Here is a 26,725-nt window from a genome sequence, read left to right on the forward strand (position 1 = left end):
GATTATACAAATATAAATGGTATAATAATAAAGAATCGAATCCCACCTGAAATCGTTGGTTGATACTGGATTCGGTTTTTGCAGAACATCTCTTTTGATGGTTTTTTTAGACATATATTTGCAGATGCGCGATAAACTTGTGGCATCCTATTCTAAAATATTATCCTTTGTTTCGGCGCCTTTGTTATTAAGAATGCGCACAGGTGCATTGCGGCACCTGTTATGTTTAATGATCATCTTATGATCACCGTCTGCCAATATGCCCGGTTTTGCATCCATGATCTCGTTGCCGGTTACACGAACAGAACCATGGATATATACGCCGCTGCCCTTCGTATTCGATATCCTGTTTTTTTCTATTCTAATTTCGGATCCGGCGGCAAAAATTCCATGCCGTCCGATATCACGAATTTCGTTATTTCTTATAAAAACGCCTCTTACCATCGGCAATCCGGATCCTCCCGCATGAATAAAAATGCCGTCTCCGGCAGTATGAATGATTTTATTGTCAGACGCCGTGATGCTTGTGGCGCCGCCCTTGATACCGATGGCGCCGCGCGTACCGCCGGCGATAATATTTTTATGAATGGTGACGTCACTCAGTTTGCCGGTATGACCCAGGGTATCTATCCCAAAAGCGCTGATGCCAAACGACGATCCTTCACATTCAATGTTATTCGCTTGTATTGTTACGTTTCTGACGGATGCCATCCAGCCGAAGACGGCCAATGGTTCGTCGCAGTGAGATTTCAGCGCGTTGTTTCTTATGATGATATTCCTGGATTCCATATTGGTTTGTTGAATTCCGTTACGGACCATTACGGCGCCACCCTGTCCTCTGTTCTCGATCATGTTGTTCTCTATTACGGCATTTTGTATATTGGCGGACAAATCGATTCCATAATACTTTGTATCCAATGTCATCGATATATTATTAATTTGAAGATCGTTGACATTTTCAAAACGCAATATGCCTGACGAATCACCCTTTTGAATTGGAATATTGAAAATTACCCTGAAGGAGCGGAGAAGAATGTTCTTGCCACCATTTCTTTCATTCAAACTCGTTATGAACCGCTGACCGAAGAAAGGGGACGCTGCTTTCAGGATCGTGTTCGGCCCTGCTCCTTCCAGTATTGTGTTCGATGGTAATACAATTGTCTCGGATATATGATAAAGTCCGGACGGTAAACGGATAATATGCTTTCCATTTACAAGCTTGGTTAACTTGGTTAAATCGAATTTTCCCTTTACTTCATCCGTATGTGCAATGGCCGGCATAAACAGAATTGCATGTATTAAGGAAATGATTATGAAGTAATTGATGAAATAACTATGATGGCTTGAACTGAGAAACGAGGGTATGCAAGAGGCGTTTATCAAAATGGTTTATCCTTCAAGCGCCAGGCGTAATACGTAAGCCTGTTCATGCGCGATCCCCATAAGAATTTTCGAATTCTGGAGGGAGTGCAAACGCCGCAGGACAGCATTTGACGGGCTATTTGGTAATTTCCGCTAAGTACATGCTGTCTTGCATTTTCAAGCTTCAATCGTCCGATATATAAATTAATATCATTTTCATTGAGAGCCGTTGGTTGTTTGTTGCAGAATGTTTTATAGGATTCGACAAATGGATGTTCGTCAGCTTCAGTGAATTTTACATTACATGCTCTATTTTCTGCTTCCTCATGATAAATGGCCCCGATCATCGTTGAATATGCGATTGGGTAGCACAATGCAATTCTGGCCCACAGATCCAGGTCCTCCCCCATTCTTCTTCCAATGCGGAACATGCCAACTTTATTGAGAACACTTCTTGGTATGCAGACTGCAGACGAACATACCGGCGGGGTTCCAAAGGCTGCTGCCCTGAAGTAATTCGGCATGATGCCTTCCCAAGGTGGTGGAGGTATGAATTTGAAATTCACAGCTTCTATGTTTCCATTTGAGTGCATCTTTTCATATGCTGCCGCATAAAGACCGGCTTGCGGGTATTTATTGACAAGCATCATGATTCTTCTCAGGAAATCCGGCTTCCATTCGTCGTCGGCGTCAAGAAACGCGATGATCCTGCCCATTGAGTGCCTGATCCCCGCATTCCGGGCTTCAGACACGCCTTTGTTTTCCTGCCGGATCAGTTTCAATTGTAAATCGTGAATGCTCCTTACGATGTCTGGACCATTGTCCGTTGATCCGTCATCGACGACAATCAGTTCCATGCCCTGCATTGCCTGAATGGAAACGGAATGTATTGCCCGTAATATATAGGGTGCTTTATTATGGAGAGGTATGACAACGGAAATATCAATCATATGTTCTTGGCAACTGCTTTATTCGGATCTGTCATCATAAATCAATGCCTGTTTTTGTCGTACGCATAATTATATATTTATAGCCGGCATGATTGCTTTCATGTACCTCAAGCGAACGAGAAATTAAGCATGGAGAGCTTTTCCGCTTCCGGGTAACTCAATCGGGGATAGTTGTAATGCCCATCCGAGATCTCAAGAATGAGATCCCTCAGGTAGTCGACGTCCAACGCGGTACTGTCGATCATGTAACGCTCCGCCAATCCGATCTGCGACGCCCAGCCCCGGCATTTGGGGTGATAGGTTATCATCATGGTAGGAGTATTCGTAATGAAACCGAAGACGGCCCCATGCAGCCTCATCGCAAGAAGTAAGCGAAGGTTTCCGATTTCTTTTAACGTCTGGAGAGGATCCGCAAGGTATGGGATGTGCCTGACTTTAACATCGTGTGAAATTTCTTGCTCTATGTCTCGATGAATGGATGCATCTCCAAAGTATCGATGACCATTGAAGTCTATGAAAACAACCTCATCCATGATTTCTTTCGAAATTTTTTTAATTACATTGATAATGACTTTTCGCCTTGCCATTTCATTTGCTCGGTCGCCTCCTGTGTATCTTTCGTAATCACATAGAGCAATTCCGATCCCTTTGCGCTCCCTGCTGCTTTGCAGGAATGGCTCAATGGCGGTATTGCATGACCTTGGCAGTAATGGCGCCAAGTCAAATGTCTTTTTATAATAAATATTTTTCGACATGGATTGGGCAATATCGACACTTTCTTGATCTCTTAATCCTACAAAAGACAACCGCTTCAGTAATTCTTCACAGCACACTTCCGATGCCTTGTCGCGAAAAGGACCAAGGGAGACACCGATCGCATAGTGAGGCCCCCTTCCCGATAACTTTAGTAACTCCATCTTGTGCTTTATGTCCCGGGCCGTATGGAAAATTGATCCTCCGCCAAATACAATGGTTTTTACCCCAAGTGCAGTGATACACTCCGTCAGCCTGTGTTGTCCCGGTAAAAATTGCTTATATCTTAGAATTGGAGTGGCCAGCTTGCAATTCACAATACTTGGAACCTTCACGGCAGATGCCAGAAGCTTGTGAGGTTTGATGAATGTTCTGGTGCCCCAGCTGGCAACCGCAAGAAGACAGTCGTCCCCTGTATTATCCATTCCATAGTATCCCGATATTAAAGCCATTTTCTTTTCACGGTGATTAATATTATGATTCAAAACGATGCGGTTGAATATTTTCATTTATAGAGACTTCGTTGTTTCAATAAATGCCTTGATATACCGAGACTGTAAATTATAATTGCGGTTCCATGGGATATCAGTAACGCCCAGGCTGCACCGATTGTGCCGTTTGCAGGGATTAGTACATGGCAAAGAAGTATGCTCAGTATGCTGCCTGTAATTACAGCATGGAAATACATTTTTTCCAGTCTCGCCGACAATGCATATTGCGAAGAAACGATTCCAACGGCAAAAAGAAATAAATAAATACCCATAACAGGAAGTGTGTCTGCTGCCGCATGATATTCAGGCCTGAAAAGTAATTTAAAAACAACTTCGGGGGAAAAAATCATGAAAAGCACCACCGGGGTGACCACAACAATCATCACTGAAAAATATTTGATCAGAAATTGTATCTGATCGGACTTTGATCTTCCGGATTTTGTGATCCTCGCCACAGCAGGACGCCCAACTCGCGAAACCTGATCCAGGAGGAGGGTGCCCGCGATTACAAACTGCCATGCCGCCGCATAGCCACCAAGTTCCGCATAGCCGCAGTATTCTTTTAAGATAACCTGGTTTATCATTGCGGTTACCAGACCAGCGATTGCCGAAAACCAAATGAAAGTGTTGTTCCGAAATAGCCAAACAATGCCGTTTGCCAGCTCGGAATAGCTTTCTTTTCTACTTTTCATTCGTCTCATTACAAAATTATGCTGTAAAGCAAGGTATAGAACCACACTGATCAGTAACGATGAGCCTATGAATAAAATTGAAAAAGAATCTTTTAATATAAAAATGCCGATCCATATAAGTATGAGGTAAAAGAATTTTTGAAAAAGAAAGAATATGGCATGCAACTTTATGTTTTGTCGAACATCATATACTGGTTGCAGATCGAGTGATAATATTGCTGTCGCTGTAATAATGAGGAATACGCCCCAAGAGATGTAATACTGCAGAAATAGAAGCTTCAAGGTCAGCAAAGCGGAAATAGTAATGATAGTTAATATATAGCGCAAAAACAGGCTTGCCCGTACTAATGCTGAAAAACGATCGGGATAATGAATAAGGTCGCGCACAAGTGTGCGATCCAGACCAAAACGAATGAACACCTGCAGGAATGTGCCGATAACTACTGCAAAGGCAAATTGCCCGAATGCATCTTTACCGAGGGTATTTGCAATTTTAATTTGCGTCAGCCAACCCGCGGCGGCAATAATAATATTTACAAAAACAAGAAAAGATACGTTCTCTATGCTGGATCTGTAAAAAGTTATCAGTTCATTGACCTGATCATTCATCGAACCGACATCAAAATACTGTTTGAGTGACATAAAAAACGGCAAGAGATCCTAAATAAAGTTAAGTTATTGTTTGCTTCCAACCACCAATTGTATGGGGCATGCACAAGTCAATGATTGGAGAAAGAGACAATGATCGATATTCGCGAGTTGCATATACGAATTACTTTTGCCGGCGTGATTCATGAATCAGATAGTTACGCAAATTCGGAATATGATTTGAACAAGCCCGCTTTCCCGTCATGGATCTGAGCTTATTTGTGACGATCCAAGGCAGCAGATGAAAAGCATATTTCTTCATCACCGGGGAAGCGGAACCAATCATCCAGCAGTTCTTGGGACACGTTCTGACTTGTTCCCTTACTTTTTTTGCCTGATCGCTCTCCCAGATTTCCATGAAGTTCTTTGCATTGTTAAGGTTCCCCATGGTGGCATACCAGCATTTGACTTCCATGCCGTTGCATGGAAGTACCTCGCCATAGGGATCGATGAAGAAGTTTTCCGAGCCTGCCTCGCAGGGCAGAAGTCTCGGACAACCCCTGATGTAATGAATCAGGCCGAGGTTGAACAGGGCCCTGAACCATGACTTCGGGTGGTTTTCCTTCAGAAGCCGATTGATGAGTTCTTCCAAGTCGGCGATGACTTCATCCAGGTTGGTGATGACGTTGTCGTCCTTGTAAAAGTAGAAGGAATTATGAAAGGCCGCCGTGGCGAATTCCAGCTTCAGGTTTCGAGACAGTTCGTAAAGATGCAGCATGTCGGCGGAATTGCCATTCGAGACGGTAATGCCGAAACCGATGTCCTTAACGCCCATTCTGCGCAGCTCCAGGAGGGTTCTAAGGCCGCGATCAAAGCCACCTTCCCGGCCCCTGAGCTCATCGTTCTTCTGCGACAGTCCCTCCATGCTTACCCGGAACCCAAGATTGGGATACTTTTCGGCCATCCGGATGATCCGGTCTTCAAACCAGCCGCTGGTGCTGATAACAACACGATCGGTCTTCGTGAAGATGATCCGGACGATCTCTTCCAGGTCCCCCCTCACAAAAGGCTCGCCTCCGGTGAGGTTGACCAGGGCCAGTTTCGGGAGCTTGTGCATGAGATCGGGCTTGAATTCATTTTGGGGATCTGACGGATTGTCCCAGATGTTGCACATCCTGCAGCGCATGGGGCAGCGATATGTGGTGATCACGGAGGCTTCCATGAATGTTTCCCTATTGAGCCATCATTCAAGAATTGATTTTCTGATGCATTGGGGGCTTTGCGCCCGCATTTTTCTGGTATCGTGTTTCAGTTTATCGAGGTCGAGAGCGGCGGGCGGCATTGTCTCCCGACCGCTGCCGTCTTCCCTCGAGCTCATTGCGTGAGAAACGTCTTCTTATCATTTCAACATGCATCGATTGACGATGCATTCCATGCCATGCAGGGATGCAGATATGGCTCGGCCCCGTTGGTTGCGCGAGGACATTCGTCCTTGTGACCATGCAGATGAATGTCAGGCTATGGGAGTGTCTTCAATGGCAGGGGTGATCTTTATTTCTGGGGAATGCTGTGCTACCATTGCACAAAAGAACATCAATTGCCAGAGGTGAACGGCAGAAAAGTGGAATCCATCTTCAACGGCCACCGAACAATCCGTGATTCCCGGCGCAGACAGACTGTTGTGCTCCCTGTTCGTCAAATGTGGGCCGGTCCTTGCGTGAATTCCTGTTGATTCCAGATAAAGGCCAACCGGCTCTTCACGACGTCAGGCAGGAGGGCAATAAACGGAAATCCCGTCCCGGGACCCGGAGGGAGGTGGTGCGGTGGGATCGGGTCCACCGATTGACGCGTCCTTGTAAGAGCGACTTGAGCGGAGCGGGGCAACCGGGACAACAAGGCCCGTCGCGATTCGTGTCGCGACGGGCCTTGTTTTGTGATATCCAGATGCTGTCTCTGTGCCGGCAGAGCCCCGCCGGTGCCCTCTCTTCCGGAGGCTGGTCCTCATGAAAGACGAAGCGAAGACAAAGACGCAGCTCATTGAAGAACTGGACGCTCTCCGCCGCCAGATCGAGGAAGATCGGCGGCGGGCCGGAGAGGCGTCGGCCGCCCGGATGGCGGAAAAGGCGGGATGGGAGCGCCGGGAAAAACTTCTGCGGGAGATGGGGAGGCTGTTGAGGTCCTGCGGCGTTGCGCGCGAAGGGCTGGCGGTGATTCAGCTCTTCGGACCGCAGCTGTTTCCCGGTTCGGCGGGAGCGTTTTTCCTCCATGGCAATGCGGTCGGGGACATGGAAGCCGCCGTGGCCTGGGGGCCGGACCTTCAGAGCGAGTCGGTGTTTCCCCGGGAGGATTGCTGGGCGCTGCGGAGCGGAAGGACGCACCGGGTCGATTTCGGTCCCTCGGCCCTGCGCTGCCGTCACATGAAGGCGAACAGCATGGCCCTCTATTTCGACGTCCCGGTTGTGGACGAGGCGGAAGGGCCGTTCCTGCTGCATCTCGAGTATCCCGGCGATCCTTCCGCGGTGGAACCGGATCTCCATGAGCTGGCTGCGTCGGTGGCGGAGCGCATGGCCCTTTCCCTGTCGGGCCTGAAGATGCGCGAGAAGCTCAAAGCCCTGTTCATCCGCGATCCGCTCACTGGGCTTTTCAACCGGGGGTATGGGGAAGAGGCGCTCGGCCTGGAGATTTTCCGCGCCGCGCGAAGGAAGGGTCCTGTCGGGCTCGTGGCTGCAAATCTCGATCACTTCGAGAAATTCAACCATATGTATGGATACGAGGAAGGGGACGCCCTGCTCCGGGAGCTGGGGGAGGTGATCCGGCACCAGGTGCGCGGCGGAGACATCCCCTGCCGGTGGGAAGGGGATTCGTTCATCGTCATCATGCCGGAGGCCCCGCTGGAAACGGCGAGGAATCGGGCCGAGCGGATTCGCGAGGCCATCGGATCGCTGGTCGTCGTGACGGGCCAGAAGAAGAAGCCCTTCGACGCGGTGACAGCGTCCTTCGGCATTGCGGCGTATCCGGACTACGGGAAAAGCGCCGACGATCTCCTGCGGATGGCCGACAAGGCGGTCTTTCAGGCAAAGCGGGAAGGCGGCAACCGCGTGGCCGTCGCCCGGATGATCCCCCCGCCGGAGTGAGGGGCGGGTCTGGTTTTCTCAAGGGAGCCAAGCGGAAACGGCGGGGGCGGATTTCAAATCCGCCCCCGCCGTTTGTTTTTGCTATTCCTGCTTCCCGAAGGAGACGACGGCTCGCAGGATCTTCAGGAAGGGGCTCCGTTCCAGCTTCGTCCGGTAGGCCAGCCTGGAGGGTGCCTTGATCGCGTCGTTGTAGGTCGGATACAGGTGGATCATGGACTCCGCCCGGTGGAACGGCACGTCCAGGAACCGCAGGAGCTGGATCTCGTGGATCAGCTCCCCCGCCCGCTCGCCCAGGATGTGGGCGCCGACGACGCGGCCGCGCCGGTCGCAGATCACCTTGACCATCCCCTCCTCGGTGCCGTCCGTCCTGCCGCGGTCGATGGCGCCGTAGCTCCAGCGGTACACGTCGATACCGTCTCCGAGGGCCTCCCGGGCCTCCTCCTCCGTCAGCCCCAGGTGGGCCAGCTCCGGGTCCGTGTAGGTGCACCACCCGGCCAGCCGGTAATCGGCCTTGCGCCGGAAGGGGAGCAGGGCGTTGAGTGTGGCAATGCGGGCCTGGTATTCCGCCATGTGGCTGAACTGGAAGGGGCCGACCACATCTCCGCAGGCGTAGATGCCGGGGGCCGTCGTCCGGAGTGCTCCGTTCGTCTCGATGCCCTTCGGCCCGAAGGCGACGCCGGCCCGGTCGAGATCCAGGCCCTCCACGTTCGGACGTCTGCCCACGGCGACGAGGACCGCCTCCGCCTCCAGGTCCGACCGCTGTCCGGCGGCGTCCTCCACGGTGAGGACGATCCCGCCGTCCCGGGAGGCGGCGGCGACCGCCTTCCGGCCCGTCAGGATCCGCACACCTTCGGCCTCCAGCATTCCCGCCAGCCTGTCCGCGAGCTCCCGATCCTCCCGCATCAGCACCCGAGGCAGCATCTCCACGACCGTCGTTTCCACCCCCAGCCGGTTCAGGGCAGCCGACAGCTCGATGCCGACGGCGCCGCCTCCGAGGACAAGAAGCGAGGCCGGCAGCCGCTCCAGCGCAAATACGTTCCGGTTGGTGAGAAAAGGGACGGATTCGAGGCCCGGAACCGGCGGGACCAGGGGGCCGGAACCGGTGGCGATGACGAAGCGCCGGGCCGAGAGAACCGTCCCGTCCAGATCGATCCTGTGCGGATCCAAAAATCGCGGGCTGCCGAACCGGACATCGATCCCCAGGCCTCGGAAACTCTCCGGGGGGTGCCCTTCGTAAACCTTGTTCACCACTGCCCGGACATGGTCCAGGACGCCCGAGGGATCGATCCGGAGGGGACCCTCCACCCGGAGGCCGAACCGCTCCCCGTCCCGGATCTGCCGGCAGGCCCGGGCCGACCGGATCAGGGTCTTGCTGGGGACGCATCCGTTCCAGGTGCACTCGCCGCCCAGGCGGTCCCTTTCCACCAGGGCCACTTTCTTGCCGAGGCCCGCGGCCAGCTTCGAGGAGACGAAGCCCGCCGCCCCCCCGCCGATGACGATCAGGTCGAATTCATTCCCGTCCATGATCCCGCCTCCTTTTCAAAAGCCACTCCCGGAACGCCGGGCCGAGGCCGGCCGGCGGATCCGCGGCGATGCGCTCCAGGTCCTCCGCCGTGTCGATGTCGCTGCGGGATGGCATGACGAAGACCCTGCGCCCGTTCTTTTCCAGGATCTCCAGGGTTTTTGAAAATACCTCCCCGGTGCTCCAGGGGATTCCCGCAAACGCCTCCGGCGGAAAGGTCTCCCGACGGAAGCCGATCAGGTAATAGCCGCCGTCACGGGCCGGGCCGAGGACGGCGTCGTGGCCGTCGAGACCTGTGAGTGCCTGCCGCACAAGGTCTCCGCCCAGGCCCGGGACGTCGCTGCCGACGAGGACCGCCTTCCGGAATCCCCCGGAGAACGCCTCCCGGAACCCGGCGACCATCCGCACCCCAAGGTCCGCTCCCCGCTGGGGCCGGTAGCCCGGCCCTTGTCCGAGCCAGCTGGCCGTGGCCTCCCTAGCCTCCGGAGGATCGTAGAGGACGGTCAGGGCATGATCTCCCGATGCCAGGGACCGAACGGCATCGGCCGCCAGGGCCTCGTAGAGGGAGCGGGCCGCCTCCGGGCCGAGGGCGGCGGCGAGCCGCGATTTGACGGGGACGAAGCCGGGGTGCTTGACCATCAAAAGAACGCAGCGCTCAGGGGCCATCCCGGAACACCTCGATGAAATCAACCCAGGAGACGGCGGCCTCTCCCGTGTTGTCCGAGTCGTTCATGATCCCCAGGCTCGCGGCGGCCGGCGGGTCCGTTCCGAAGGCTCGCCGGTAGTCCCGGAGGATGTCCGCGCTTTCGTCCCGCCACCGGCCGACGAAACGGGGGCCCTTCTCCAGGGCGAGGAGCTTCGCCCGGTCCGTGAAGGGGCTGGTGAAGAGGGAGGGCGCATCCTCGCGGCCGGCCCAGACGTAGTTCAGGGTGCTGTGGGGCGGGTACTCGCCGTATAGCGCTTTTGCGATCCCGTAGACCGCCCGGTCAAGGGCGGAGGCCTTCTCCGGATCATACCGGAATACCACGTAGATCCGGATGGGGTAGTCATCACCGGCCTTACCGCCCGTGTCGCCACGGGCGTACACGTTGGAGATCTTCCAGCGCCAGCGAAGCTTGGGGTAGTCGTAGACGTTGAATTCCCGGCGGTATACGAGGCCGGAGGCGGAGCCGCGGCTCTCGGCCCGAAGGACCGTTTCGCCGTCCCGGTTCTCGACGGCGTAACGGGAATGGGCCTTCACTTTCGGGAAGGCGACGGGCCGCCAGGCGTCGAGGCTCCGGAAATCTTCCCGGAACAGGACGGACCGCTCCGCCGCGAAGACAACCGCGGCCAGGAGGAGGCAGGCGGCCAGGCAGAGGATCGGGACCGGCATGGTGCGGAAGGGCGGCGTTCTCATGGCGTCAGGGATAAAACCGGGCGAGCCGCCCGGGGGAGACGCCCAGGAGGTAAAGGCCGATGAGCGTCCAGTTTCGGAGGGTGCAGCGGAGGATCCCCTCCCTCTCCCAGCGCCGTGCCGAGGTGGACACCCGCGCCTCCAGGAAGACAACCCGGTCTCCGCGCCGCTTGATCCGCCGCATCAGGTCCACGTCTTCCATGAGGGGGATCTCCCGGTAGCCGCCGATCGCTTGGAAATAGGATCGGCGGAGGAAAATGGCCTGGTCCCCGTAGGGAATCCGGGTGATCCGGGACCGGCGGGAAGCGGTCCGCTCGATCACCCGGAAGGCCATCCGGGGCGAGCGGATGGACAGGTCGAAGGCCCCCGCCGCGGCCGTTTCGTCCGCCATGGCCCGCCGGATCATGGAGAAGGCCCTGTCCGGAAGGTCCGTGTCGGCATGGAGAAACAGGAGAATCTCCCCCGAGGCCTGTGCGGCGCCCCGGTTCATCTGGACCGCCCGGCCCTGCGGCGCCGTCAGGCCGATCACGTCCGGATCCGCGAGGGCCTTCAGGGTGTTTCCTTCGGGGGCGCCGTCCACGATGAGGATCTCCGGAGTCGCCCCGGCCTCGACGGCCCGGATCCGGCGGATCCGCTCGCCGATGCCCGCCTCTTCTCCGAAAACAGGAACAATGACGGATATGTCAGGCCTTGTCTTCATGGGATGCCCTGCATTGTAATAGACCCGGACAGGCAATGCAACGCAGAAGGGACGTCGGGCTCCGGAACAATTTTGTCCTTTTCGCCTTGAATCAAACCTTCAAAAACACTATAAGGGGTCGCTCCATCATCAATGCGAAAAGGGAGGGATGAGACCATGAAGGGGAAGGAAATCAAAGCGGAAAAGCTGAATACGGACCAGTTCATTCAGGAACAGGTGAAGGAGATCCGCAAGGCCGTCGGAAAGGGGTATGCCGTCAACGCGCTGTCCGGCGGGGTCGATTCCTCCGTTGTCACGGCCCTGGCCCACCGCGCCCTGGGCGACCGGCTCAAGACATACTTCATCGAGAACGGCCTCATGCGCCAGGGCGAAGCGAAGCGGGTGCAGGCGCTCTTCGCGGCACTGGACATCCCCGTGGAAATAGTCCCCGCCCAGAAGGCCTTCTTCAAGGCCCTGAACGGACTCACCGATCCCGAAGAGAAGCGGGAGGCCATTACCCAGACGTTCTACAAGGACATTTTCCGCACCCTCGTCGACCGGAGCGGGGCCAAGGTCCTCCTGCAGGGGACGATCCTGACGGACGTCGACGAGACGGTGGCGGGGATCAAGAGGCAGCACAACGTCTTCGAGCAGCTCGGCATCGACCCGAAGAAGGCCTTCGGCTACAAGATCCTGGAGCCCCTCGTCCAGCTCCGCAAGGACGGCGTCCGCAAGCTCGGCCGGGCCCTCGGACTCCCCGAGTCCCTCTTCAACCGCATTCCATTCCCGGGGCCGGCCCTGGCGGCGCGGGTCATCGGCGAGGTGACGCCCGAGAAGATCCGCCTCGTCCGCAAGGCGACGGTCATCGTGGAGAAATTCCTGGGAGACACGGATGCCTTCCAGTACATGGCCATTCTTCACGACGACCGGGTGACGGGCATGCGCGAGGGAAAGCGGGAATTCGGGCGGCAGATCGAAGTCCGCTGCTGGGACAGCCTCGACGCCAGGACTGCGAAGCCGACCCGCCTGTCCTACGAAACGCTGGAGAAAATGGCCGATAAAATCATCCGGGACATCCCGGAGGTTGTCAGTATCACCTACAACATCGCCACCAAGCCGCCTTCCACGATCGAGGCGATCTGAGCGAAAGGATGACAAAAGCGACAGGAGGGGTCTGCCCCCTTTTTCAGATCTGGAGCGCGGGCGGAAAGCGGAGGGAGACCGTCGTGCCCCGGCCCAGGCGGCTGTCGATGAGCATGAAGCCGCCGTGGGCGGCCAGGATGTGCTTGACGATGGACAGCCCCAGGCCGGTGCCGCCCATCTCCCGGGAGCGGGTCCGGTCCACCCGGTAGAACCGCTCGCCGATCCGGTTGATCTCACCCTCGGGGATGCCGATCCCGGTGTCGCTGATCCGGATGATGGACCATCCGGCGGCGTCGGTCTCCGCGACAATGCCGATTTTCCCGTCTTCGGGCGTGAATTTGACGGCGTTGTCGAGGACGTTGAGAAGGGCCTGGACAAGCCGGTCCCGGTCGGCACGCAGGGGGGACAGGTCCGGCGGGATTTCCCGCTCCAGGGCGATCCGCTTTTGCCGGATCCGCTCCTCCAGGACGGGCAGCACCTGATCGAGGGCTTCGTCGAGGGGAACCTCTTCGAAGGAAAACCGCGTTTCACCCAGCTCGATGTTGGACAGCGTCAGGAGGTCGTCCAGGAGGCGGCTCAGGCGCCGGGCCTGCTCCTCGATGATCGCCAGGAAGCGATCCGACTGCTCCGGCTCTTCCACCGCTCCGCTCCGGAGCGTCTCCACGAACCCCAGGATGGCCGTCAGGGGGGTGCGGATCTCGTGGGCCATGTTGGCGACGAAGTCGATCCGCATCTGCTCCAGCCTCTTCATCCGCGTCACGTCATGAAAGACGAAGACCGCCTTTTCCTCCCCGGGGTCTCCCGACACGGGGTCGATGCTGACGTCCAGGACAAGGGAACGGGGCTGCCCCAGCATCAGCTCCCCCGTCATGGGCTTGTTCGTCTTCCGGAATTCGTCGAACAGGTTTTGGAGGTCGACATTCCGGAAGGCTTCCATCAGGGACTGGCCGGTCACGTCTCCGTAGCGGTCCGAGATCATGGAACGGAATGCCCGGTTGTATCCTTCGATCCGGCCGGCTGCGTCCAGGAGCATGACCCCCTCGCTCATGCCGGCGAAGGTGGCGATGAGCTTCGCCCGTTCCTCCCGGAGCTCGGCCACCTGGCCCCGCAACTCCTCCACCAGATGGTTGATGTTTTCACCGAGGAGTCTTACCTCGTCGGGACCCCGGACAATGAGGGTTCCTGTCGTTTCCCCCCGGCGCAGCCGTTCGGTGAAGATCTCCATCTCCCGGATCGGTGAGGCGAAGCGCCAGGAGAAGACCGCCGCGAACAGCAGAGACGCCGACAGGGCCAGGAGGCCCGTGATGAGCAGGGATTCCTGGAGGTTCTTCAGGGACGTGCGGACCTCCGTGAGGGGAAGCGCGAGGCGGACGAAGCCGGACTCCCCGTCGGTGCCCCGAATCGGAAAAGCCACGTAGAGCATGTCCACGCCGAGGGTCTGGCTGTAGCGAACGGCCCGGCCCTTGCCGCGCAGCCTCGCTTCCTGAAACTCGGGACGGTGGAGGTGGGTCTCCCGGATTTCGGACTGGGTCGCCGATTCCGCGAGCACTTTACCGGCGGCATCCACGACGGTGACCCGGGCGCCGGTGATTTCGGCGAGCATGCCGACCCGTCGGATGACCTGTTCCCGGGATTCGAGATCGATGATGCGGGCATAGGCCGTCAGCGTCGCCTCGTTCCGCTCGACGGCGATCTCCCGAATCTGCCGGCTCAGGATCAGGTACACCATCCCGAAGGTCAACAGGACGATGACGAGGTAGGTCGCGAGAATTCGGAGGAAAAGCCTGTTTTTCATCAGCCGTTCGGGTCCGGGCAGGCGTGGAACTGGTGGCGGACGCTCTCGCCGGTCACCATGTAGATGACCATGTCGGCGACGCCCTTGGCGTGGTCGGCGATCCGCTCCAGGTTCTTGGATATCTGCATGATCAGGAGCGCCCGGTGGATCGTCCGGGGGTCCTCCATCATGAAGGTCAGGAGCTCCCGGAAGATCTGGTCGTTGAGGCAGTCTACCGTGTTTTCCTCCTGGCGGACTTCGTCGGCCAGCGGGCAGTCTTCCCGGACGAGGGCGTCCAGGCTCTTCCGGATCATCCCCCGGGTGATTTCGGCCATTCGGGGCAGATCGATGTACGGCTTGAGCTGGGGCTCGTCGTTGAGAGCGATGGCCTTCTGGGCGATGTTGACGGCCATGTCGCCGATCCTCTCCAGGTGCCCGTTGATCTTGATGGCCGTCGTGATGAACCGCAGGTCCCGGGCGGCGGGCTGGCGGAGGGCCAGGAGACGGATGCACCTCTCCTCCAGCTCCATGTCCAGGGCGTCGATCCGGTCGTCTTCGGCAACGACGCGGCGGGCCAGCAACGAATCGCGGTCCAGGAGCGATGCCATGGCCTGCTCGATGGCCTTTTCCGTGAGAGCCCCGATGTACAGCAGACCTTCCTTGACTTCCTGGAGCTCCCGTTCGTAGTGGCTGCTGGTGTGCCTCTTTTCTTCCATGGCCGTGCTCCTTTTTTCAGCCGAATCGGCCTGTGATGTAGTCTTCCGTCTGCTTCACGTCGGGTTTCGTGAAGATCTTTTCCGTCGCGTTGAATTCGATCAGCTTCCCCAGGTAGAAAAACCCCGTGAAGTCCGAGATGCGGGCCGCCTGTTGCATGTTGTGGGTGACGATGATGATGGTATACGTCTTTTTCAGCTCTTCGATCAACTCCTCGATTCTCGCCGTCGAGATGGGATCCAGGGCCGAGGTCGGCTCGTCCATGAGGAGGATGTCCGGCTTCATTGCCAGGGCCCGGGCGATGCACAGGCGCTGCTGCTGCCCGCCGGAGAGCATCATGGCCGACTGGCCGAGGATGTCCTTCACCTCGTCCCAAAGGACCGCCTGCCGGAGGCTCCGCTCCACCAGGGCCTCCAGATCCCCCTTGCCGCTGACCCCTGCCAGGCGGGGTCCGTAGGTGATGTTGTTGAAGATCGACTTCGGGAAAGGGTTGGGCTTCTGGAAGACCATGCCGATCCGGCGGCGGACCTCCACGGGATCCACGTCGGGGTCGTAGATGTTCCGGCCCTCGAAGAGGATCCGGCCTTCCACCCGGGACCCGTCGATCAGGTCGTTCATCCGGTTGAGGAGCCGGAGCAGGGTGGACTTGCCGCATCCCGAGGGGCCGATGAGGGCCGTCACCCGGTTCGTTTCGAAGGCCATGCTGACGTCCGTCAGGGCCCGGAAGGACCCGTAGTAAAAGTTGACGTCTTCCGCCCGGATGATGATCCGGTCTTCCTGATTCACCATTTCCATCTCCTGTGCGCTACCATTTCTTTCTCCTGCGGATCGTCGAGCGGATCAGGATGGCCACAAGGTCGATCCCGAGGACGAGGAGGATGAGCACGAGCACCGTCCCGTACTGGAGGGGCCGCGTTTCCTCGATGTGGGTTCCCGCCGTCGCCAGCACGTAGATGTGGTAGGGAAGCGCCATGACCTCGTCGAAGACGGACGTGGGGAGCTTGGCGGTGAAGAATGCCGCCGCCGTGAACATGATGGGCGCCGTCTCTCCGGCTGCCCGGCCGAGGCCGAGGATCGACCCCGTCAGGATTCCCGGCAGGGCCGTCGGCAGGACGATGCGCAGGATCGTCTGCCACTTCGACACGCCCAGTGCCAGTGACGCTTCCCGAAACGTCTGGGGGACCGACTTGAGGGCCTCCTCCGAGGCGCCGATGATGGTCGGCAGGATCAGGAATCCCAGCGTCAGGGCTCCCGCCAGGATGGAAGAGCCGAACTTCAGGAGAACGACGAAGAAGCCGAGGCCGAAGAGGCCGAAGACTACCGACGGCACCCCCGCCAGGCAGTTGATGCCGATCCGGATGACCCGGATGACCGGTCCCTGTTTTGCGTATTCGGTCAGATACACCGCCGAGACGATTCCCAGCGGCAGACCCACCGCGATGGCGCCGACGGTCAGATAGAGAGTCCCTACGATGGCCGGCATGATCCCACCCTTCGTCATGGCCTCCCTCGGCGGCTGGGTGATGAATTCCCAGCTCAGCGCTCCGATTCCATGGATGATGATGTAGGCCAGGATGCCCCCCAGGGCGAGGGCGAGGACGAAGGCCGACAGGCGCACGAGGCCGAAAAAGGCGTGCTGCTTGACGTATCGATAACGGAGGGAGGACGTGGTCATAGCGTTCCCGATCCGACCTCCTTGAATTTGTTGGAAATATAGTCTGCAACCAGGTTGAAGGCCAGGGTGATGAAAAAGAGCACCATGCCGGTCGCGAACAGGGCCTGGTAATGGAGGCTCCGGAACGGCGCCTCGCCCATCTCCGCGGCGATGCTGGCGGGCATGGGCCGGACCGAGTCGAAGAGGCTCTCGGGAATGGCGGCGGCGCCGCCGGCCACCATCAGCACGACCATGGTCTCCCCGATGGCCCGCGACATCCCGAGGATGACCGCTGTCGAGATTCCCGAGAGTGCCGACGGGATGACCACCCGGAGGATGGTCTCGTGGGTCGTCGCCCCCAGGGCGTAGGACGCCTCCTTGTATTCCCGGGGGACGGCGTAGAGGGCGTCCTCGGATATGCTGGCGATGGTGGGAACCGCCATCAGGGCGAGGATCGAGGAGGCGTTGACGATGTTCAGGCCCGTGGGCAGGTCGAAGGTATCCTGGAGCCAGGGGGCCACGACGACCATGCCGAAGAAGCCGAGGACCACCGAGGGAAGCCCCGCCAGAAGCTCGATGACGGACTTGAAGACGTCCTTGACGGCGCCGGGCGCCACCTCGGCGATGTAGACGGCCGTCAGGACGCCGACGGGGATGGCGATCAGCGTCGCCAGGACCGTCACAATGACGGACCCCACGATCAGGGGCCAGATCCCGAACGATGGCGGATCATACGTCGGATACCACTCCATTCCGAAGAGGAAGTCCTTTACGGACACATGACGGAAGAGGGGCAGTCCCTCCCGGAAGAGGGACACGACGATCAGGCCCAGGATCAGGATCGAAACGAGGGCAAAGGAAAAGAAGACCGCCCGGATGGCGGTCTCCTTCTGTCTCCGGTTCATGATTCGCTCCCTGAGTTACTTCTTGCCCTTCCCGCCGGGGGCGTCGGCCTTGAGGGGCACGAAACCCTCTTTGGCGACGATCTTCTGGCCTGCCGGTCCCTTCACGAAGGCGAGGAACTTCGCCGTCTCTCCCTTGGGCTCGCCGTTGGTGTACATGTAGAGCTCCCGGGACATGGGGTACTGCCGGGAGAGGGCCGTCTCCGGGGTTGCCTGGACGCCGGCCACCGCAAGGCCCTTCACGCCCTTCTTCACGTAGCCCATTCCGAGGTAGCCGATGCTGTAGCGGTTCTTCGAAACGGCGGTGTAGACGGCGCCGTTGGAGGCCAGCATCTGGGCCCGGGGGGAGACCTTGGTCTTCTTCATTACGAAATGGTCCCAGGATTCGAAGGTTCCCGACGAGGAGTCGCGGGAGATGGCGACGATCTTCATGTCCTTGCCGCCCACTTCCTTCCAGTTGGTGATCTTTCCCTGGTAGATCAGGCTGAGCTGCTCGACGGTCAGGCCCTGGACCGGATTCGAGGGGTGGACGACGGGCACGAGTGCGTCGAAGGCCACGATGTGGGCCACGGGCTTGACTCCCTTCTTCTGTGCCAGGGAAATCTCGTCCTTCTTGATCTCCCGGGAGGAATTCCCGATGTCGGCGGTCCCGTCGACGATGGCCTTGATGCCTTCGCCGGAGCCGCCGCCGGACAGGGAGATCTGGACCCCCTTGTGGGCCTTCATGTAAGCCTCCAGGGCCCCCTGGGCGATGGGCAGGACCGTGGTGGATCCCTTGATGACGATGCTCTCAGCCGCAATCGCGGGCGCTACGGTCAGCATGCAGCACAGAAGCGCCAGGATCGCCTTCTTCCAGATGTTCATAATGTCCTCCTTCGAGTTTGATGGGGGCAGTCTAGGAAAACATTGTTACAGGAGGATGACAGCGCGGTGAAAGATAGGTTACGTCTGGACGCTATTCCGGCGTGCCGTCGGCAAGCCGGTATCCGATTCCCCGGACGGTCTGGATTAGTCGCGGTTTTTCCGGATTTTCCTCGACACGGGCGCGAAGGCGCTTGATGTGGACGTCCACGGTGCGCGGCTCGACGTAGACCTCGTCGCCCCAGACCTGCTCCAGGATCTGGTCCCGGGTGTAGACCCGGCCGGGCCGGCGGGCCAGGAAGGCGAGAAGCCGAAGTTCCTTGGCGCTCAGCTCCACCCGGCGGTCGCCCACGGAAACCTCGCACGTGGAGAGGTTGATCCTGATTGGGCCTCCATCGATGATCTCTTCCGGCGGCGTTTTCTGCTCCATCCGCCGGCGGAGGACGGCCCGGACCCGGGCGACGAGCTCCCGGACGCTGAAGGGTTTTGTCACGTAGTCGTCGGCCCCCATCTCGAGACCGAGGACGCGGTCCACTTCATCCCCCCGGGCCGTGACCATGATGATGGGGAGGGACGTCGTCCGGAGGTCACGACGCAGCATCCGGCATAGATCGAGCCCAGGAATGCCCGGCAGCATCAGGTCCAGGAGCAGCAGGTCGGGGTTGCCGCTCCGGGCCAGTTCCAGGGCGGCCTCTCCGTCATAGGCCTTGATGACGTCGAACCCCTCCTTCGCCAGGTTGAAGGCGATCAGTTCCACGATGTCTTTCTCGTCGTCGGCTACGAGGATGCGGGACGCCATCGGGCCCGTCCTCCTTTTCAGAGAGATTCGAATGTTATTCGAAATGCATTATACAGAAGAGAAAGCATTCCCTCAATCATGTCCTGCTCCCCCAAATGGATCGGAAGCGAACTGCCGGATAACCGTCAAATACAGCAGATCGGCGGGATGGGATAAGGTCCGGCTCCCGACCGGGCGTGTCGCAGATCAAAATATTTCATGGATCTGACACCCGGCTTTCATCGAATTGTCACAATCGATGATCCTTTCACAAAACTTTCACAAGTCCATCATCGTCCCGTAACATGAATGCCCTACAAGGGGACCCGCAACAGACCGGACGGAACCTGCCCCGGCCGCAAATTCTCCTGAAGGAGGTCCTCCGTGGTTCAGATCGAAGCGCAAGCCCTTGCCCTGGGTTACGGGAAACACGTGGTCCTGCCCGATGTCGACCTGCAGATCCGCAAGGGAGAGTTCATCAGCATCATCGGGCCCTCCGGAGCGGGCAAGTCGACCTTGCTCATGTCCTTCAATGCCGGCGTCGCCATTTACGGGGGAGAGCTGCACGTCCTGGGCGAACCCGTTCACCGGATTGCCAATTCCTCCCTGAAGCGTCTCCGCTCGCGGGTCGGGATCATTTTCCAGGGATTCAACCTGGTCAAGCGCCTGACAGTCGTGGACAACATTGCCGGCGGAATGCTTGGGCGGATGTGCCTGCTGCCCGCGATGATCAAGTACTACACATCGAGCCAGTACGACCGGATCTGGGAATGCATGCGTGTTGTCGGCATCCAGGACGCGGCACTGCAGCGTTGCGACCGGCTGTCGGGAGGGCAGATGCAGCGGGTGGCCATCGCCCGGGCGCTGGCCCAGGAGCCGGAGATCATTCTCGCGGACGAGCCCATCTCCTCCCTCGATCCCGTGAGCGCCCGTCGGGTCATGGATACCCTGCGTATCGTCAATGAAACGTACGGCATCACCGTGATCTCCAACCTGCACCAGCTCGATTATGTCCGCGACTTCTGCACGCGGATCCTCGGAGTCCGGGACGGCCGGATTGTATTCGACGGTTCCCCTTCGTCCCTGACGGACGAAATCGTGCGGGCCATCTACAGCGGGTCCGACCGGAACGAGGCGTCAGACCCTGGCGAAAGGATGGCTCCCTTCCGGCCCTTTGTCACCGAGGCGGCGCTGAACGCCTGAGTCCAAAACCGAAAAAAAATCCATGAAAAAGGAGAACCCCATGAAGAGAATGCTCACAATCCTGACCGCCACGACCCTTGTCCTGCTTTTCCTCAACGGACCCGCTCTCGCCGCGCCGGCCGGCTGGCCGAAGAAGCTCGTCTTCGGCATCATCCCGACGGACTCGTCGGCCAACATCACGGAGCGCTTCGACAGCCTTGTGAAGCACCTGGAGAAGCAGCTCGGCCTGCCCATCGAGGTCAAGGTGGCCACGGACTATGCCGGCGTGATCACGGGAATGCAGTTCAAGCATGTCGATTTCGCCTACTTCGGGCCCAAGTCTTACGTGGAGGCGTCCAAGCGGGCCGGCGCCGAGGCATTCGTCATCGAAGTCAGCAAGGACGGGTCGAATGGATACCACGGTCTCATCATCACGAAGAAAGGATCGGGGCTCTTGACCGTGGCCGCGCTGAAGGGGAAGGTCTGGGCCTTCGTGGATCCGAATTCCACGAGCGGGACCCTCGTTCCGATGGTCCACTTCCTCAACGACCTGAAAATCGATCCGGCGACGTATTTCTCCAAGGTCATCTACTCCGGCAGCCACGAGGCCTCCATGATTTCCGTGAAGACAGGGAAGATCGACGCCGCCTCGACCAACGATCTCGACATGGCCCGCGGCAACGGCAAGCAGTGGAACTCGGAGAAGGACTTCGAGATCATCTGGAAGTCGCAGTTGATCCCCGGCTCGCCCATGGCCTACCGGAAGGACCTGCCGGATTCCCTGAAGAAGGCCCTGGCGAAGGCTTTTCTGTCCTACGGCGACCCGAAGGGCCTTGAGATGCTGAAGATCAAGGGTTACGCCCCCGTTGCGGACGGAACTTATGATCCGGTCCGGGCGCTGATGGATGTGAAGAACAGGATCAAGAAATAGCGGTTCTCCTGTCCGCTTCCCTTAAGGGGGTGGGCTCCTGCGTCCGCCCCCTGTTCGGAACAAATCATGCCGCTGGCAACCATCAAGAAAAAAACGAATCCGTTCAGCCCCTTCAACCTGGCCATGGTGCTCCTGACCCTGATTGTCGTCGCCTGGAGCTGGCAGTCGACGCTGATGAGCGTCACCGCCCTGCTCGACGGCTGGCACAACATGGTCGTCTACCTCCGGGGGAATCCCGAAATCGCCGAGAGCGGTTTCTTCCCGCCGAGCCTGAAGAGCGCGGGCCTGAACCGGTATCTCCTGTCCATGCTGGAAACCGTGCAGATGGCCGTCCTGGCACTCATCCTCTCGGTGGTGATCGCCTTTCCCCTGGCCTTTGCAGCCTCGCGCAATACGCTGGAGATCCTGTTTCCCGGCGGGCGCATCGCCCCGCTCCTGTTCCGGAAGGTCCTGTACACGACGATCCGTTTTTTCGCGAACCTCTCTCGCTCCATCAACGAGCTGGTCTGGGCGCTGATCTTCGTTGCGGCCGTCGGGCTCGGTCCCATGCCGGGGATCCTGGCGCTGGGAATCCACACCTCGGGGGTGCTCATCAAGCTTTTTTCCGAGGGCATCGAAAACGTGCAGCCCGAGCCGGTCACGGCGCTTATGGCCACGGGGGCCGGCCCCCTCAAGGTGATCCGCTATGCCGTCATCCCGCAGATCACGCCCTACTTCGTCTCCATGACCCTCTACCGGTTCGAGTCGGACGTGCGCTCGGCGACGATCCTGGGATTCACCGGCGCCGGGGGGATCGGCGTCTACCTTTACGACAAGCTGAGGAGCTACGAAAACCAGGACGTGACCACGATCCTGATCGTCATCGTCGCCACCGTGGCGCTCGTGGACCGGTTGAGCGCCGTGATCCGCAGGAGGTACACCTGACCGTGGACGAAGGACTCATCCGGAATCTCATGATCCGGGAGGCCGGGGCGGCCGATCTTCCCCGCGTACTGCCGCTCTTCGGCCAGCTCGGCATGGACGACGGGCGGGTGCTCGACGGCACTGCCGCGCACCAGCTGTTCTTGAAGATGCGAAGCTATCCCGACTATCGGCTGTATGCGGCCGTTCGCGACGGGCAGGTCCTGGGCGCCTTCACCCTGCTCACCATGGACAACTTCGCCCACCTCGGGGCGCCCTCGGGCGTCGTGGAGGACGTCGTGGTCCTCCACGGATGGAGGGGACGGGGGATCGGAGCGGCGATGATGCGCTTTGCCATGGCCCTCTGCAGGGAAAAGGGCTGTTATAAGATGGTGCTTTCGAGCAACCGCAACCGCAAAGACGCCCACCGGTTCTACCGTTCGCTGGGATTCCGCGAACACGGATACAGCTTTGAAGTGGACATGACATGAAACAGATGCCGGTTGCACCGGGAAAACCTCTCCCGGAGTACATCATGCAGATGCCCGAGCGGGCCGTCCGGAAGCTGCTCGGTCTGGTTCCGGCCGAGGAAATCTCCATCGTGCACGGTCCCCAGACGGGTCTGGTGATGATGTCGGCCCTGGACTCCTTCGAGGAGGAGTTTTACCTGGGCGAGGTCCTCGTTACCGAGGTCGAAGTGGAATATGCGGGCTGCCGCGGTTACGGAATGGTGGTCGGCGACGACGCGATACGGGCGATGGCCCGGGCTTCGGTGGAGGCAGTCGGGGCCTCTTCGAACCGGATCCTCCGGGAACGGATGAACCGTTTCCTGAACGCGGAGGCGAAGAAGCTGGAGGCCCGACGAAGAAAGGAAGACTCCCTTATCGCCCGGACGCGGGTGGATTTCGAGACGATGAAAAGGACCTGACATGCGGATTTCGAATGCCGAAATGACGGCACAGCGGGTGTTCCGGCAACTTCTGCTGGCCATGAGCCGCCCGGGCCGGGTCTGCACGCTGCCACCGGCTCCGTCGGCGATGCGCAAGCCCTGGGGAGCGCTGCTGCTGCTTCTGGATGGCCTGCTCGATCATGAGGTGAGCGTTTCCGTCATCGGGGGCGGAGGGATGGAGGATCTGCCGTCGCAGATTGCCGGCCGGACGAGGTGCCGTGTGGCGGACGTCAGGCAGGCGGATTTCGTCATCGTCGCTGAAGGGGACAGTGCCGGGGAGGTTCTCCGGGCGAAACGGGGGACGCTGCAATACCCGGATGCGTCGGCCACCATCGTCTTCCAGGTGCGCTCGCTGCTATGCGGTGTTGAAGTCCGGCCCCGGGCGGCCCTGAAAGGGCCGGGCATCCGGGAGGAGATCCTGCTGGGTGCCTTCCAGGGTCTGGAAAAACGGGAACTGCAGTATCTCCGGGAGGCGAACACCGAGTTTCCCCTGGGGGTGGACGCCGTCTTTGTCGACGATGCCGGCCACATCCTGTGCATCCCCCGCTCGACGGACATCCGGATCATGGAGGGATAGCATGGGATATGTTGCGGTCAAGGGCGGTACCGAGGCCATCGAAAACGCCTGCCGCGCCTTTCTCTTCGAGGGCATGAAGGGGGATGCGGCACCTCTGGGCATCGACCAGATCCGGGACCAGCTCTTCCTGCTCGTCGACCGTGTCATGGGAGAGGGATCCCTCTATGCGCCGGATCTGGCCGCCATGGCTGTACGGCAGGCCGCGGGGGATACCCTGGAGGCGGCCTTCCTGCTCAGGGCCTACCGGACAACGAGGCCTCGCCTGGGTTATTCGATCGCCCAGCCCTCCACCCGGATGCGGGTTGTCCGAAGGATTTCAGCTGCCTTCAAGGACGTCCCGGGTGGGCAGATTCTGGGCTCCACGAACGACTACACCCTGAGGCTGCTGAATTTTGAAACGGGCAACAGCTCCAAGATCCGCAGGATGAAACTCGTAAATGAAATCCTGCGCGGCGCGAAATCGGCGGACCCCCTGCCGGAGGAGTTTCCGAAGGTGGTCGACATCCTGCGCCGGGAAAATCTGATCGTCGAAACAAAGAGGTCCAACCGGGACGGTGCGGCCTGTGACGTCACGAAAGAGTCCCTTCTTTTTCCCGCCCCCCGGAGCGCCGCCCTGCAGTCCATGGCCCGCGGGGAAACGGGAGGCCTGCTTTTGCTGGCCTACTCCAACATGCGTGGCTACGGAAACATCCACCCCACCATCGGGGAGTTGCGCGTGGGGTACATGCCGGTCTGTGTCCGCCATCCCTTGAGCGGGGAGCTGTACACGGCGGGGGAAGTCAGGGTCACGGAGGCGGAGATCCTGGCCAAATTCACGGAAAAGACGGACGGTCCGCGCTTCACCGTCGGATACGGGCTCTGCTTCGGCCACAACGAGGTCAAGGCCATTTCCATGGCTATCCTGGACAGGTCCATCCAGACCGGGGGCGGCGCGACTCCGTCGGAAGACGGCGAGTTCGTATTGTCCCATATCGACGGGATCGAATCGATGGGCTTCTGCAATCACTGGAAGCTTCCCCACTACGTGGACTTCCAGTCGGACCTCGACCGCCTACGGAGAGCGAAGGAAATCCATGAATCTCAACGAGTGGATCAGCGGAAAAAATAGGAACGGCCGCCGGAGCCGGATCGACTACAATTTCGCCTTTCTCGACGAGGTGTCGAAACGGGAGGTCCGGCGGAAGATCCTGAAGGCCGTCGCCATTCCGGGCTACCAGGTACCCTTCGGGTCGAGGGAGCTGCCCGTAGCCCGCGGCTGGGGAACCGGCGGCATCCAGGTGACGCTGTCCATCATTGTCCCCGATGACGTCCTCAAGGTCATCGACCAGGGCTGCGACGGAAGCGTGAACGCCGTCAACATCAAGCGCTTCATGCGGGAGGTGACGGGCGTCCGGACGACGACGGACACCTGCGAGGCAACGCTCATCCAGACGCGCCACCGCATCCCCGAGGAACCCATGACGGATGCGCAGATCCTGGTTCTTCAGGTTCCCTATCCCGAGGCGCTGCGCGAGGTGGAGCCGTCGGAACGGGTCACGCGGCGCATGCATGCCGAGGCGGACTACAGCCGCATGTGGCTCTTCCTTTACGAGGACATTGTGAAGTTCGACGAGATCACGATCGGCTACCGCTACCCCGTCACGGTGAACGGCCGCTACATCATGGATCCGAGCCCGATCCCGCGCTGGGACATCCCAAAGCTCCACATGGCCGAGACGCTGTTTCTCTTCGGTGCGGGGCGCGAGAAGCGGATCTACGCCGTTCCTCCCCACACGCCCGTCGAGCCGCTGGAATTCGAGGATTACCGGTTCCGGGTCGAGGACTTCCGGGGCAGGGCCTGCGAGCGGTGCGGCGCCACGGACGTTTACCTGGACGAGATCATTGACGATATCTCGGGGAGCCGGCTGTATTTCTGCTCCGATACGGGCTACTGCGACAAGAGGTGCGGGCGATGAAGCCGCTGCTCGAGGTCCGGGGGATTACGAAGCTGTTCGGAGACGGATGCGAACATTGCCTTCCCGGCGGTGTCTCCCCGGAGGAAGGGAACCGATGTACCCGCTGCGGAACCGTCGTGGGCTGCGGGGACGTTTCCCTGGAGATCCATCCCGGGGAGGTTCTGGGAGTCGTTGGCGAAAGCGGCTCGGGCAAGAGCACCCTCGTCCGGCTCATCCATTTCGAACACGAGGCGACGGCGGGAGAGATCTATCTCCACAACGGGGAGGAAATCTCCGCACCGCGGGATCTCCTGCGGCAGAGTTCCTTCCGGCAGCGACAGGTAAGGAGCCGATTCATGGGCATCGTCTACCAGAATCCCTATCTGGGCCTGCGGATGCAGGTGAGCTCCGGCGGCAACATTGCCGAAAAGCTTCTGGCCGCGGGCTGGCGGAACGTTTCGGAGATCCGCAGGCGCGCTTCCGATCTGCTGGAGCGTACGGAAATTCCCCTGGAGCGGATGGACGAGCCCCCGGCCAATTTCAGCGGCGGGATGCAGCAGCGTGTGCAGATCGCCAAGGCGCTGTCGAACAACCCCCAGGTGCTGTTGCTGGACGAAGTGACGACGGGCCTCGACCTCTCGGTGCAGGCCCGCGTGCTGGACCTCATCCGGAGCCTCCAGCGGGAGCTCGGCATCGCGATGATCGTGGTGTCCCATGATCTGGGGGTGATCCGCCTCCTTTGCCAGCGGACCCTGGTGATGCGCTATGGGCGGGTCGTCGAATCGGGGCTGACGGACCAGATCTTCGAGGATCCGCAGCACGGGTACACGCAGCTGCTTGTCAGCTCCCAGCTTTAGGCGGT

At 59.2% G+C, this 26,725-nt stretch carries 27 protein-coding genes; 11 read left to right on the forward strand and 16 right to left on the reverse strand.

Annotated elements, in window-relative coordinates; genetic code table 11:
- Positions 1-147: 147 nt before the first annotated feature.
- The 5 genes from HPY65_08500 to HPY65_08520 form a co-directional block, all read right to left on the reverse strand.
- Positions 148-1,281 (reverse strand): hypothetical protein, encoded by a 1,134-nt coding sequence (locus tag HPY65_08500; protein NPU84517.1) that lies wholly within the window; start codon positions 1,279-1,281, stop codon positions 148-150.
- 98 nt (positions 1,282-1,379) lie between these two features.
- Positions 1,380-2,312 carry a glycosyltransferase family 2 protein gene (locus HPY65_08505; GenBank protein ID NPU84518.1) on the reverse strand — a complete coding sequence of 311 codons (933 nt, stop codon included), beginning with the start codon at positions 2,310-2,312 and terminating at the stop codon, positions 1,380-1,382.
- A 107-nt stretch (positions 2,313-2,419) separates the two neighbouring features.
- A complete protein-coding gene (locus HPY65_08510; GenBank protein ID NPU84519.1) occupies positions 2,420-3,574 on the reverse strand; it encodes a polysaccharide pyruvyl transferase family protein in 1,155 nt (384 codons plus the stop codon).
- Complete coding sequence (locus tag HPY65_08515; GenBank protein ID NPU84520.1) at positions 3,571-4,890, reverse strand: oligosaccharide flippase family protein; 1,320 nt, start codon at positions 4,888-4,890, stop codon at positions 3,571-3,573. Before HPY65_08515 ends, HPY65_08510 begins: the two co-directional genes overlap by 4 nt.
- 130 nt (positions 4,891-5,020) lie before the next feature.
- Complete coding sequence (locus tag HPY65_08520) at positions 5,021-6,058, reverse strand: radical SAM protein (GenBank protein NPU84521.1); 1,038 nt, start codon at positions 6,056-6,058, stop codon at positions 5,021-5,023.
- Positions 6,059-6,839: 781 nt separating this feature from the next.
- Here HPY65_08520 and HPY65_08525 point away from each other — a divergent pair.
- Positions 6,840-7,970 carry a diguanylate cyclase gene (locus tag HPY65_08525; protein NPU84522.1) on the forward strand — a complete coding sequence of 377 codons (1,131 nt, stop codon included), beginning with the start codon at positions 6,840-6,842 and terminating at the stop codon, positions 7,968-7,970.
- A gap of 81 nt (positions 7,971-8,051) precedes the next feature.
- Here the strand turns inward: HPY65_08525 and HPY65_08530 are convergent, their stop codons facing one another.
- From HPY65_08530 to HPY65_08545, 4 genes are read right to left on the reverse strand one after another with little or no spacing between them, the layout of a single operon-like run.
- Entirely contained in the window at positions 8,052-9,494 is a 1,443-nt protein-coding gene (locus HPY65_08530; protein NPU84523.1) for an FAD-dependent oxidoreductase, read from the reverse strand.
- Positions 9,481-10,158, reverse strand: coding sequence for a glycosyltransferase (locus HPY65_08535; protein NPU84524.1), 678 nt, complete (start codon positions 10,156-10,158; stop codon positions 9,481-9,483). Before HPY65_08535 ends, HPY65_08530 begins: the two co-directional genes overlap by 14 nt.
- Positions 10,148-10,888, reverse strand: a complete 741-nt coding sequence (locus HPY65_08540) for a DUF3047 domain-containing protein (protein ID NPU84525.1) — start codon at positions 10,886-10,888, stop codon at positions 10,148-10,150. The genes HPY65_08535 and HPY65_08540 overlap by 11 nt, the downstream gene beginning before the upstream one ends.
- A 4-nt stretch (positions 10,889-10,892) precedes the next feature.
- Positions 10,893-11,585, reverse strand: coding sequence for a glycosyltransferase family 2 protein (locus HPY65_08545; protein NPU84526.1), 693 nt, complete (start codon positions 11,583-11,585; stop codon positions 10,893-10,895).
- Positions 11,586-11,741: 156 nt separating this feature from the next.
- Between HPY65_08545 and HPY65_08550 the strand changes: the two genes are divergently transcribed.
- Positions 11,742-12,707 (forward strand): ExsB family transcriptional regulator, encoded by a 966-nt coding sequence (locus HPY65_08550; protein ID NPU84527.1) that lies wholly within the window; start codon positions 11,742-11,744, stop codon positions 12,705-12,707.
- A 43-nt stretch (positions 12,708-12,750) separates the two neighbouring features.
- Here the strand turns inward: HPY65_08550 and HPY65_08555 are convergent, their stop codons facing one another.
- From HPY65_08555 to HPY65_08585, 7 genes are all read right to left on the reverse strand, one after another.
- Entirely contained in the window at positions 12,751-14,502 is a 1,752-nt protein-coding gene (locus HPY65_08555) for a HAMP domain-containing protein (protein ID NPU84528.1), read from the reverse strand.
- On the reverse strand, positions 14,502-15,197 hold the full coding sequence (gene phoU / locus HPY65_08560) for a phosphate signaling complex protein PhoU (protein NPU84529.1): 696 nt from the start codon (positions 15,195-15,197) through the stop codon (positions 14,502-14,504). The genes HPY65_08555 and phoU overlap by 1 nt, the downstream gene beginning before the upstream one ends.
- A gap of 16 nt (positions 15,198-15,213) precedes the next feature.
- Positions 15,214-15,984 carry a phosphate ABC transporter ATP-binding protein gene (locus tag HPY65_08565; protein ID NPU84530.1) on the reverse strand — a complete coding sequence of 257 codons (771 nt, stop codon included), beginning with the start codon at positions 15,982-15,984 and terminating at the stop codon, positions 15,214-15,216.
- Positions 15,985-16,000: 16 nt separating this feature from the next.
- Positions 16,001-16,870, reverse strand: coding sequence for a phosphate ABC transporter permease PstA (pstA, locus tag HPY65_08570; protein ID NPU84531.1), 870 nt, complete (start codon positions 16,868-16,870; stop codon positions 16,001-16,003).
- Positions 16,867-17,754 carry a phosphate ABC transporter permease subunit PstC gene (gene pstC / locus HPY65_08575; protein ID NPU84532.1) on the reverse strand — a complete coding sequence of 296 codons (888 nt, stop codon included), beginning with the start codon at positions 17,752-17,754 and terminating at the stop codon, positions 16,867-16,869. The genes pstA and pstC overlap by 4 nt, the downstream gene beginning before the upstream one ends.
- A gap of 15 nt (positions 17,755-17,769) precedes the next feature.
- A complete protein-coding gene (locus tag HPY65_08580; protein NPU84533.1) occupies positions 17,770-18,615 on the reverse strand; it encodes a phosphate ABC transporter substrate-binding protein in 846 nt (281 codons plus the stop codon).
- 91 nt (positions 18,616-18,706) lie between these two features.
- Complete coding sequence (locus HPY65_08585; protein NPU84534.1) at positions 18,707-19,411, reverse strand: response regulator; 705 nt, start codon at positions 19,409-19,411, stop codon at positions 18,707-18,709.
- A 372-nt stretch (positions 19,412-19,783) separates the two neighbouring features.
- On the opposite strand from HPY65_08585, the gene phnC reads away from it, so the two are divergent.
- The 9 genes from phnC to HPY65_08630 all read left to right on the forward strand — a co-directional run bounded on the left by phnC (position 19,784) and on the right by HPY65_08630 (position 26,720).
- Positions 19,784-20,593 carry a phosphonate ABC transporter ATP-binding protein gene (gene phnC, locus HPY65_08590; GenBank protein ID NPU84535.1) on the forward strand — a complete coding sequence of 270 codons (810 nt, stop codon included), beginning with the start codon at positions 19,784-19,786 and terminating at the stop codon, positions 20,591-20,593.
- Between the two features lie 40 nt (positions 20,594-20,633).
- On the forward strand, positions 20,634-21,503 hold the full coding sequence (gene phnD, locus HPY65_08595) for a phosphonate ABC transporter substrate-binding protein (protein ID NPU84536.1): 870 nt from the start codon (positions 20,634-20,636) through the stop codon (positions 21,501-21,503).
- A gap of 66 nt (positions 21,504-21,569) precedes the next feature.
- Complete coding sequence (gene phnE / locus HPY65_08600; protein NPU84537.1) at positions 21,570-22,427, forward strand: phosphonate ABC transporter, permease protein PhnE; 858 nt, start codon at positions 21,570-21,572, stop codon at positions 22,425-22,427.
- Between the two features lie 29 nt (positions 22,428-22,456).
- Positions 22,457-22,894, forward strand: coding sequence for a GNAT family N-acetyltransferase (locus tag HPY65_08605; GenBank protein ID NPU84538.1), 438 nt, complete (start codon positions 22,457-22,459; stop codon positions 22,892-22,894).
- The gene (locus tag HPY65_08610; protein ID NPU84539.1) at positions 22,891-23,331 is read left to right on the forward strand and encodes a hypothetical protein; all 441 of its coding nucleotides are present in this window, start codon (positions 22,891-22,893) and stop codon (positions 23,329-23,331) included. The genes HPY65_08605 and HPY65_08610 overlap by 4 nt, the downstream gene beginning before the upstream one ends.
- 22 nt (positions 23,332-23,353) lie before the next feature.
- Positions 23,354-23,929, forward strand: a complete 576-nt coding sequence (gene phnH / locus HPY65_08615) for a phosphonate C-P lyase system protein PhnH (protein NPU84540.1) — start codon at positions 23,354-23,356, stop codon at positions 23,927-23,929.
- Position 23,930: 1 nt separating this feature from the next.
- The gene (locus HPY65_08620; GenBank protein NPU84541.1) at positions 23,931-25,037 is read left to right on the forward strand and encodes a carbon-phosphorus lyase complex subunit PhnI; all 1,107 of its coding nucleotides are present in this window, start codon (positions 23,931-23,933) and stop codon (positions 25,035-25,037) included.
- Positions 25,003-25,884 carry an alpha-D-ribose 1-methylphosphonate 5-phosphate C-P-lyase PhnJ gene (locus HPY65_08625; GenBank protein ID NPU84542.1) on the forward strand — a complete coding sequence of 294 codons (882 nt, stop codon included), beginning with the start codon at positions 25,003-25,005 and terminating at the stop codon, positions 25,882-25,884. Before HPY65_08620 ends, HPY65_08625 begins: the two co-directional genes overlap by 35 nt.
- A complete protein-coding gene (locus HPY65_08630) occupies positions 25,881-26,720 on the forward strand; it encodes an ATP-binding cassette domain-containing protein (GenBank protein ID NPU84543.1) in 840 nt (279 codons plus the stop codon). Before HPY65_08625 ends, HPY65_08630 begins: the two co-directional genes overlap by 4 nt.
- Positions 26,721-26,725: the final 5 nt, after the last annotated feature.

This window comes from Syntrophaceae bacterium (assembly GCA_013177825.1).
Lineage (GTDB): Bacteria > Desulfobacterota > Syntrophia > Syntrophales > PHBD01 > PHBD01.

Excerpts from the sequence above, each read along its gene's own strand:
- HPY65_08535 (NPU84524.1), bottom strand. The coding sequence starts at position 10,158 with ATGGCCCCTGAGCGCTGCGTTCTTTTGATGGTCAAGCACCCCGGCTTC.
- HPY65_08625 (NPU84542.1), top strand. The coding sequence starts at position 25,003 with ATGAATCTCAACGAGTGGATCAGCGGAAAAAATAGGAACGGCCGCCGG.
- HPY65_08500 (NPU84517.1), bottom strand. The coding sequence starts at position 1,281 with ATGCCGGCCATTGCACATACGGATGAAGTAAAGGGAAAATTCGATTTA.
- HPY65_08585 (NPU84534.1), bottom strand. The coding sequence starts at position 19,411 with ATGGCGTCCCGCATCCTCGTAGCCGACGACGAGAAAGACATCGTGGAA.
- phnH (NPU84540.1), top strand. The coding sequence starts at position 23,354 with ATGACGGCACAGCGGGTGTTCCGGCAACTTCTGCTGGCCATGAGCCGC.
- HPY65_08505 (NPU84518.1), bottom strand. The coding sequence starts at position 2,312 with ATGATTGATATTTCCGTTGTCATACCTCTCCATAATAAAGCACCCTAT.
- HPY65_08555 (NPU84528.1), bottom strand. The coding sequence starts at position 14,502 with ATGAAAAACAGGCTTTTCCTCCGAATTCTCGCGACCTACCTCGTCATC.
- HPY65_08550 (NPU84527.1), top strand. The coding sequence starts at position 11,742 with ATGAAGGGGAAGGAAATCAAAGCGGAAAAGCTGAATACGGACCAGTTC.
- HPY65_08565 (NPU84530.1), bottom strand. The coding sequence starts at position 15,984 with ATGGTGAATCAGGAAGACCGGATCATCATCCGGGCGGAAGACGTCAAC.
- pstA (NPU84531.1), bottom strand. The coding sequence starts at position 16,870 with ATGACCACGTCCTCCCTCCGTTATCGATACGTCAAGCAGCACGCCTTT.
- HPY65_08630 (NPU84543.1), top strand. The coding sequence starts at position 25,881 with ATGAAGCCGCTGCTCGAGGTCCGGGGGATTACGAAGCTGTTCGGAGAC.
- HPY65_08520 (NPU84521.1), bottom strand. The coding sequence starts at position 6,058 with ATGGAAGCCTCCGTGATCACCACATATCGCTGCCCCATGCGCTGCAGG.
- HPY65_08580 (NPU84533.1), bottom strand. The coding sequence starts at position 18,615 with ATGAACATCTGGAAGAAGGCGATCCTGGCGCTTCTGTGCTGCATGCTG.
- pstC (NPU84532.1), bottom strand. The coding sequence starts at position 17,754 with ATGAACCGGAGACAGAAGGAGACCGCCATCCGGGCGGTCTTCTTTTCC.
- phnD (NPU84536.1), top strand. The coding sequence starts at position 20,634 with ATGAAGAGAATGCTCACAATCCTGACCGCCACGACCCTTGTCCTGCTT.
- phnE (NPU84537.1), top strand. The coding sequence starts at position 21,570 with ATGCCGCTGGCAACCATCAAGAAAAAAACGAATCCGTTCAGCCCCTTC.
- phoU (NPU84529.1), bottom strand. The coding sequence starts at position 15,197 with ATGGAAGAAAAGAGGCACACCAGCAGCCACTACGAACGGGAGCTCCAG.
- HPY65_08525 (NPU84522.1), top strand. The coding sequence starts at position 6,840 with ATGAAAGACGAAGCGAAGACAAAGACGCAGCTCATTGAAGAACTGGAC.
- HPY65_08540 (NPU84525.1), bottom strand. The coding sequence starts at position 10,888 with ATGAGAACGCCGCCCTTCCGCACCATGCCGGTCCCGATCCTCTGCCTG.
- HPY65_08530 (NPU84523.1), bottom strand. The coding sequence starts at position 9,494 with ATGGACGGGAATGAATTCGACCTGATCGTCATCGGCGGGGGGGCGGCG.
- HPY65_08510 (NPU84519.1), bottom strand. The coding sequence starts at position 3,574 with ATGAAAATATTCAACCGCATCGTTTTGAATCATAATATTAATCACCGT.
- HPY65_08605 (NPU84538.1), top strand. The coding sequence starts at position 22,457 with ATGATCCGGGAGGCCGGGGCGGCCGATCTTCCCCGCGTACTGCCGCTC.
- HPY65_08515 (NPU84520.1), bottom strand. The coding sequence starts at position 4,890 with ATGTCACTCAAACAGTATTTTGATGTCGGTTCGATGAATGATCAGGTC.
- HPY65_08620 (NPU84541.1), top strand. The coding sequence starts at position 23,931 with ATGGGATATGTTGCGGTCAAGGGCGGTACCGAGGCCATCGAAAACGCC.
- HPY65_08545 (NPU84526.1), bottom strand. The coding sequence starts at position 11,585 with ATGAAGACAAGGCCTGACATATCCGTCATTGTTCCTGTTTTCGGAGAA.
- HPY65_08610 (NPU84539.1), top strand. The coding sequence starts at position 22,891 with ATGAAACAGATGCCGGTTGCACCGGGAAAACCTCTCCCGGAGTACATC.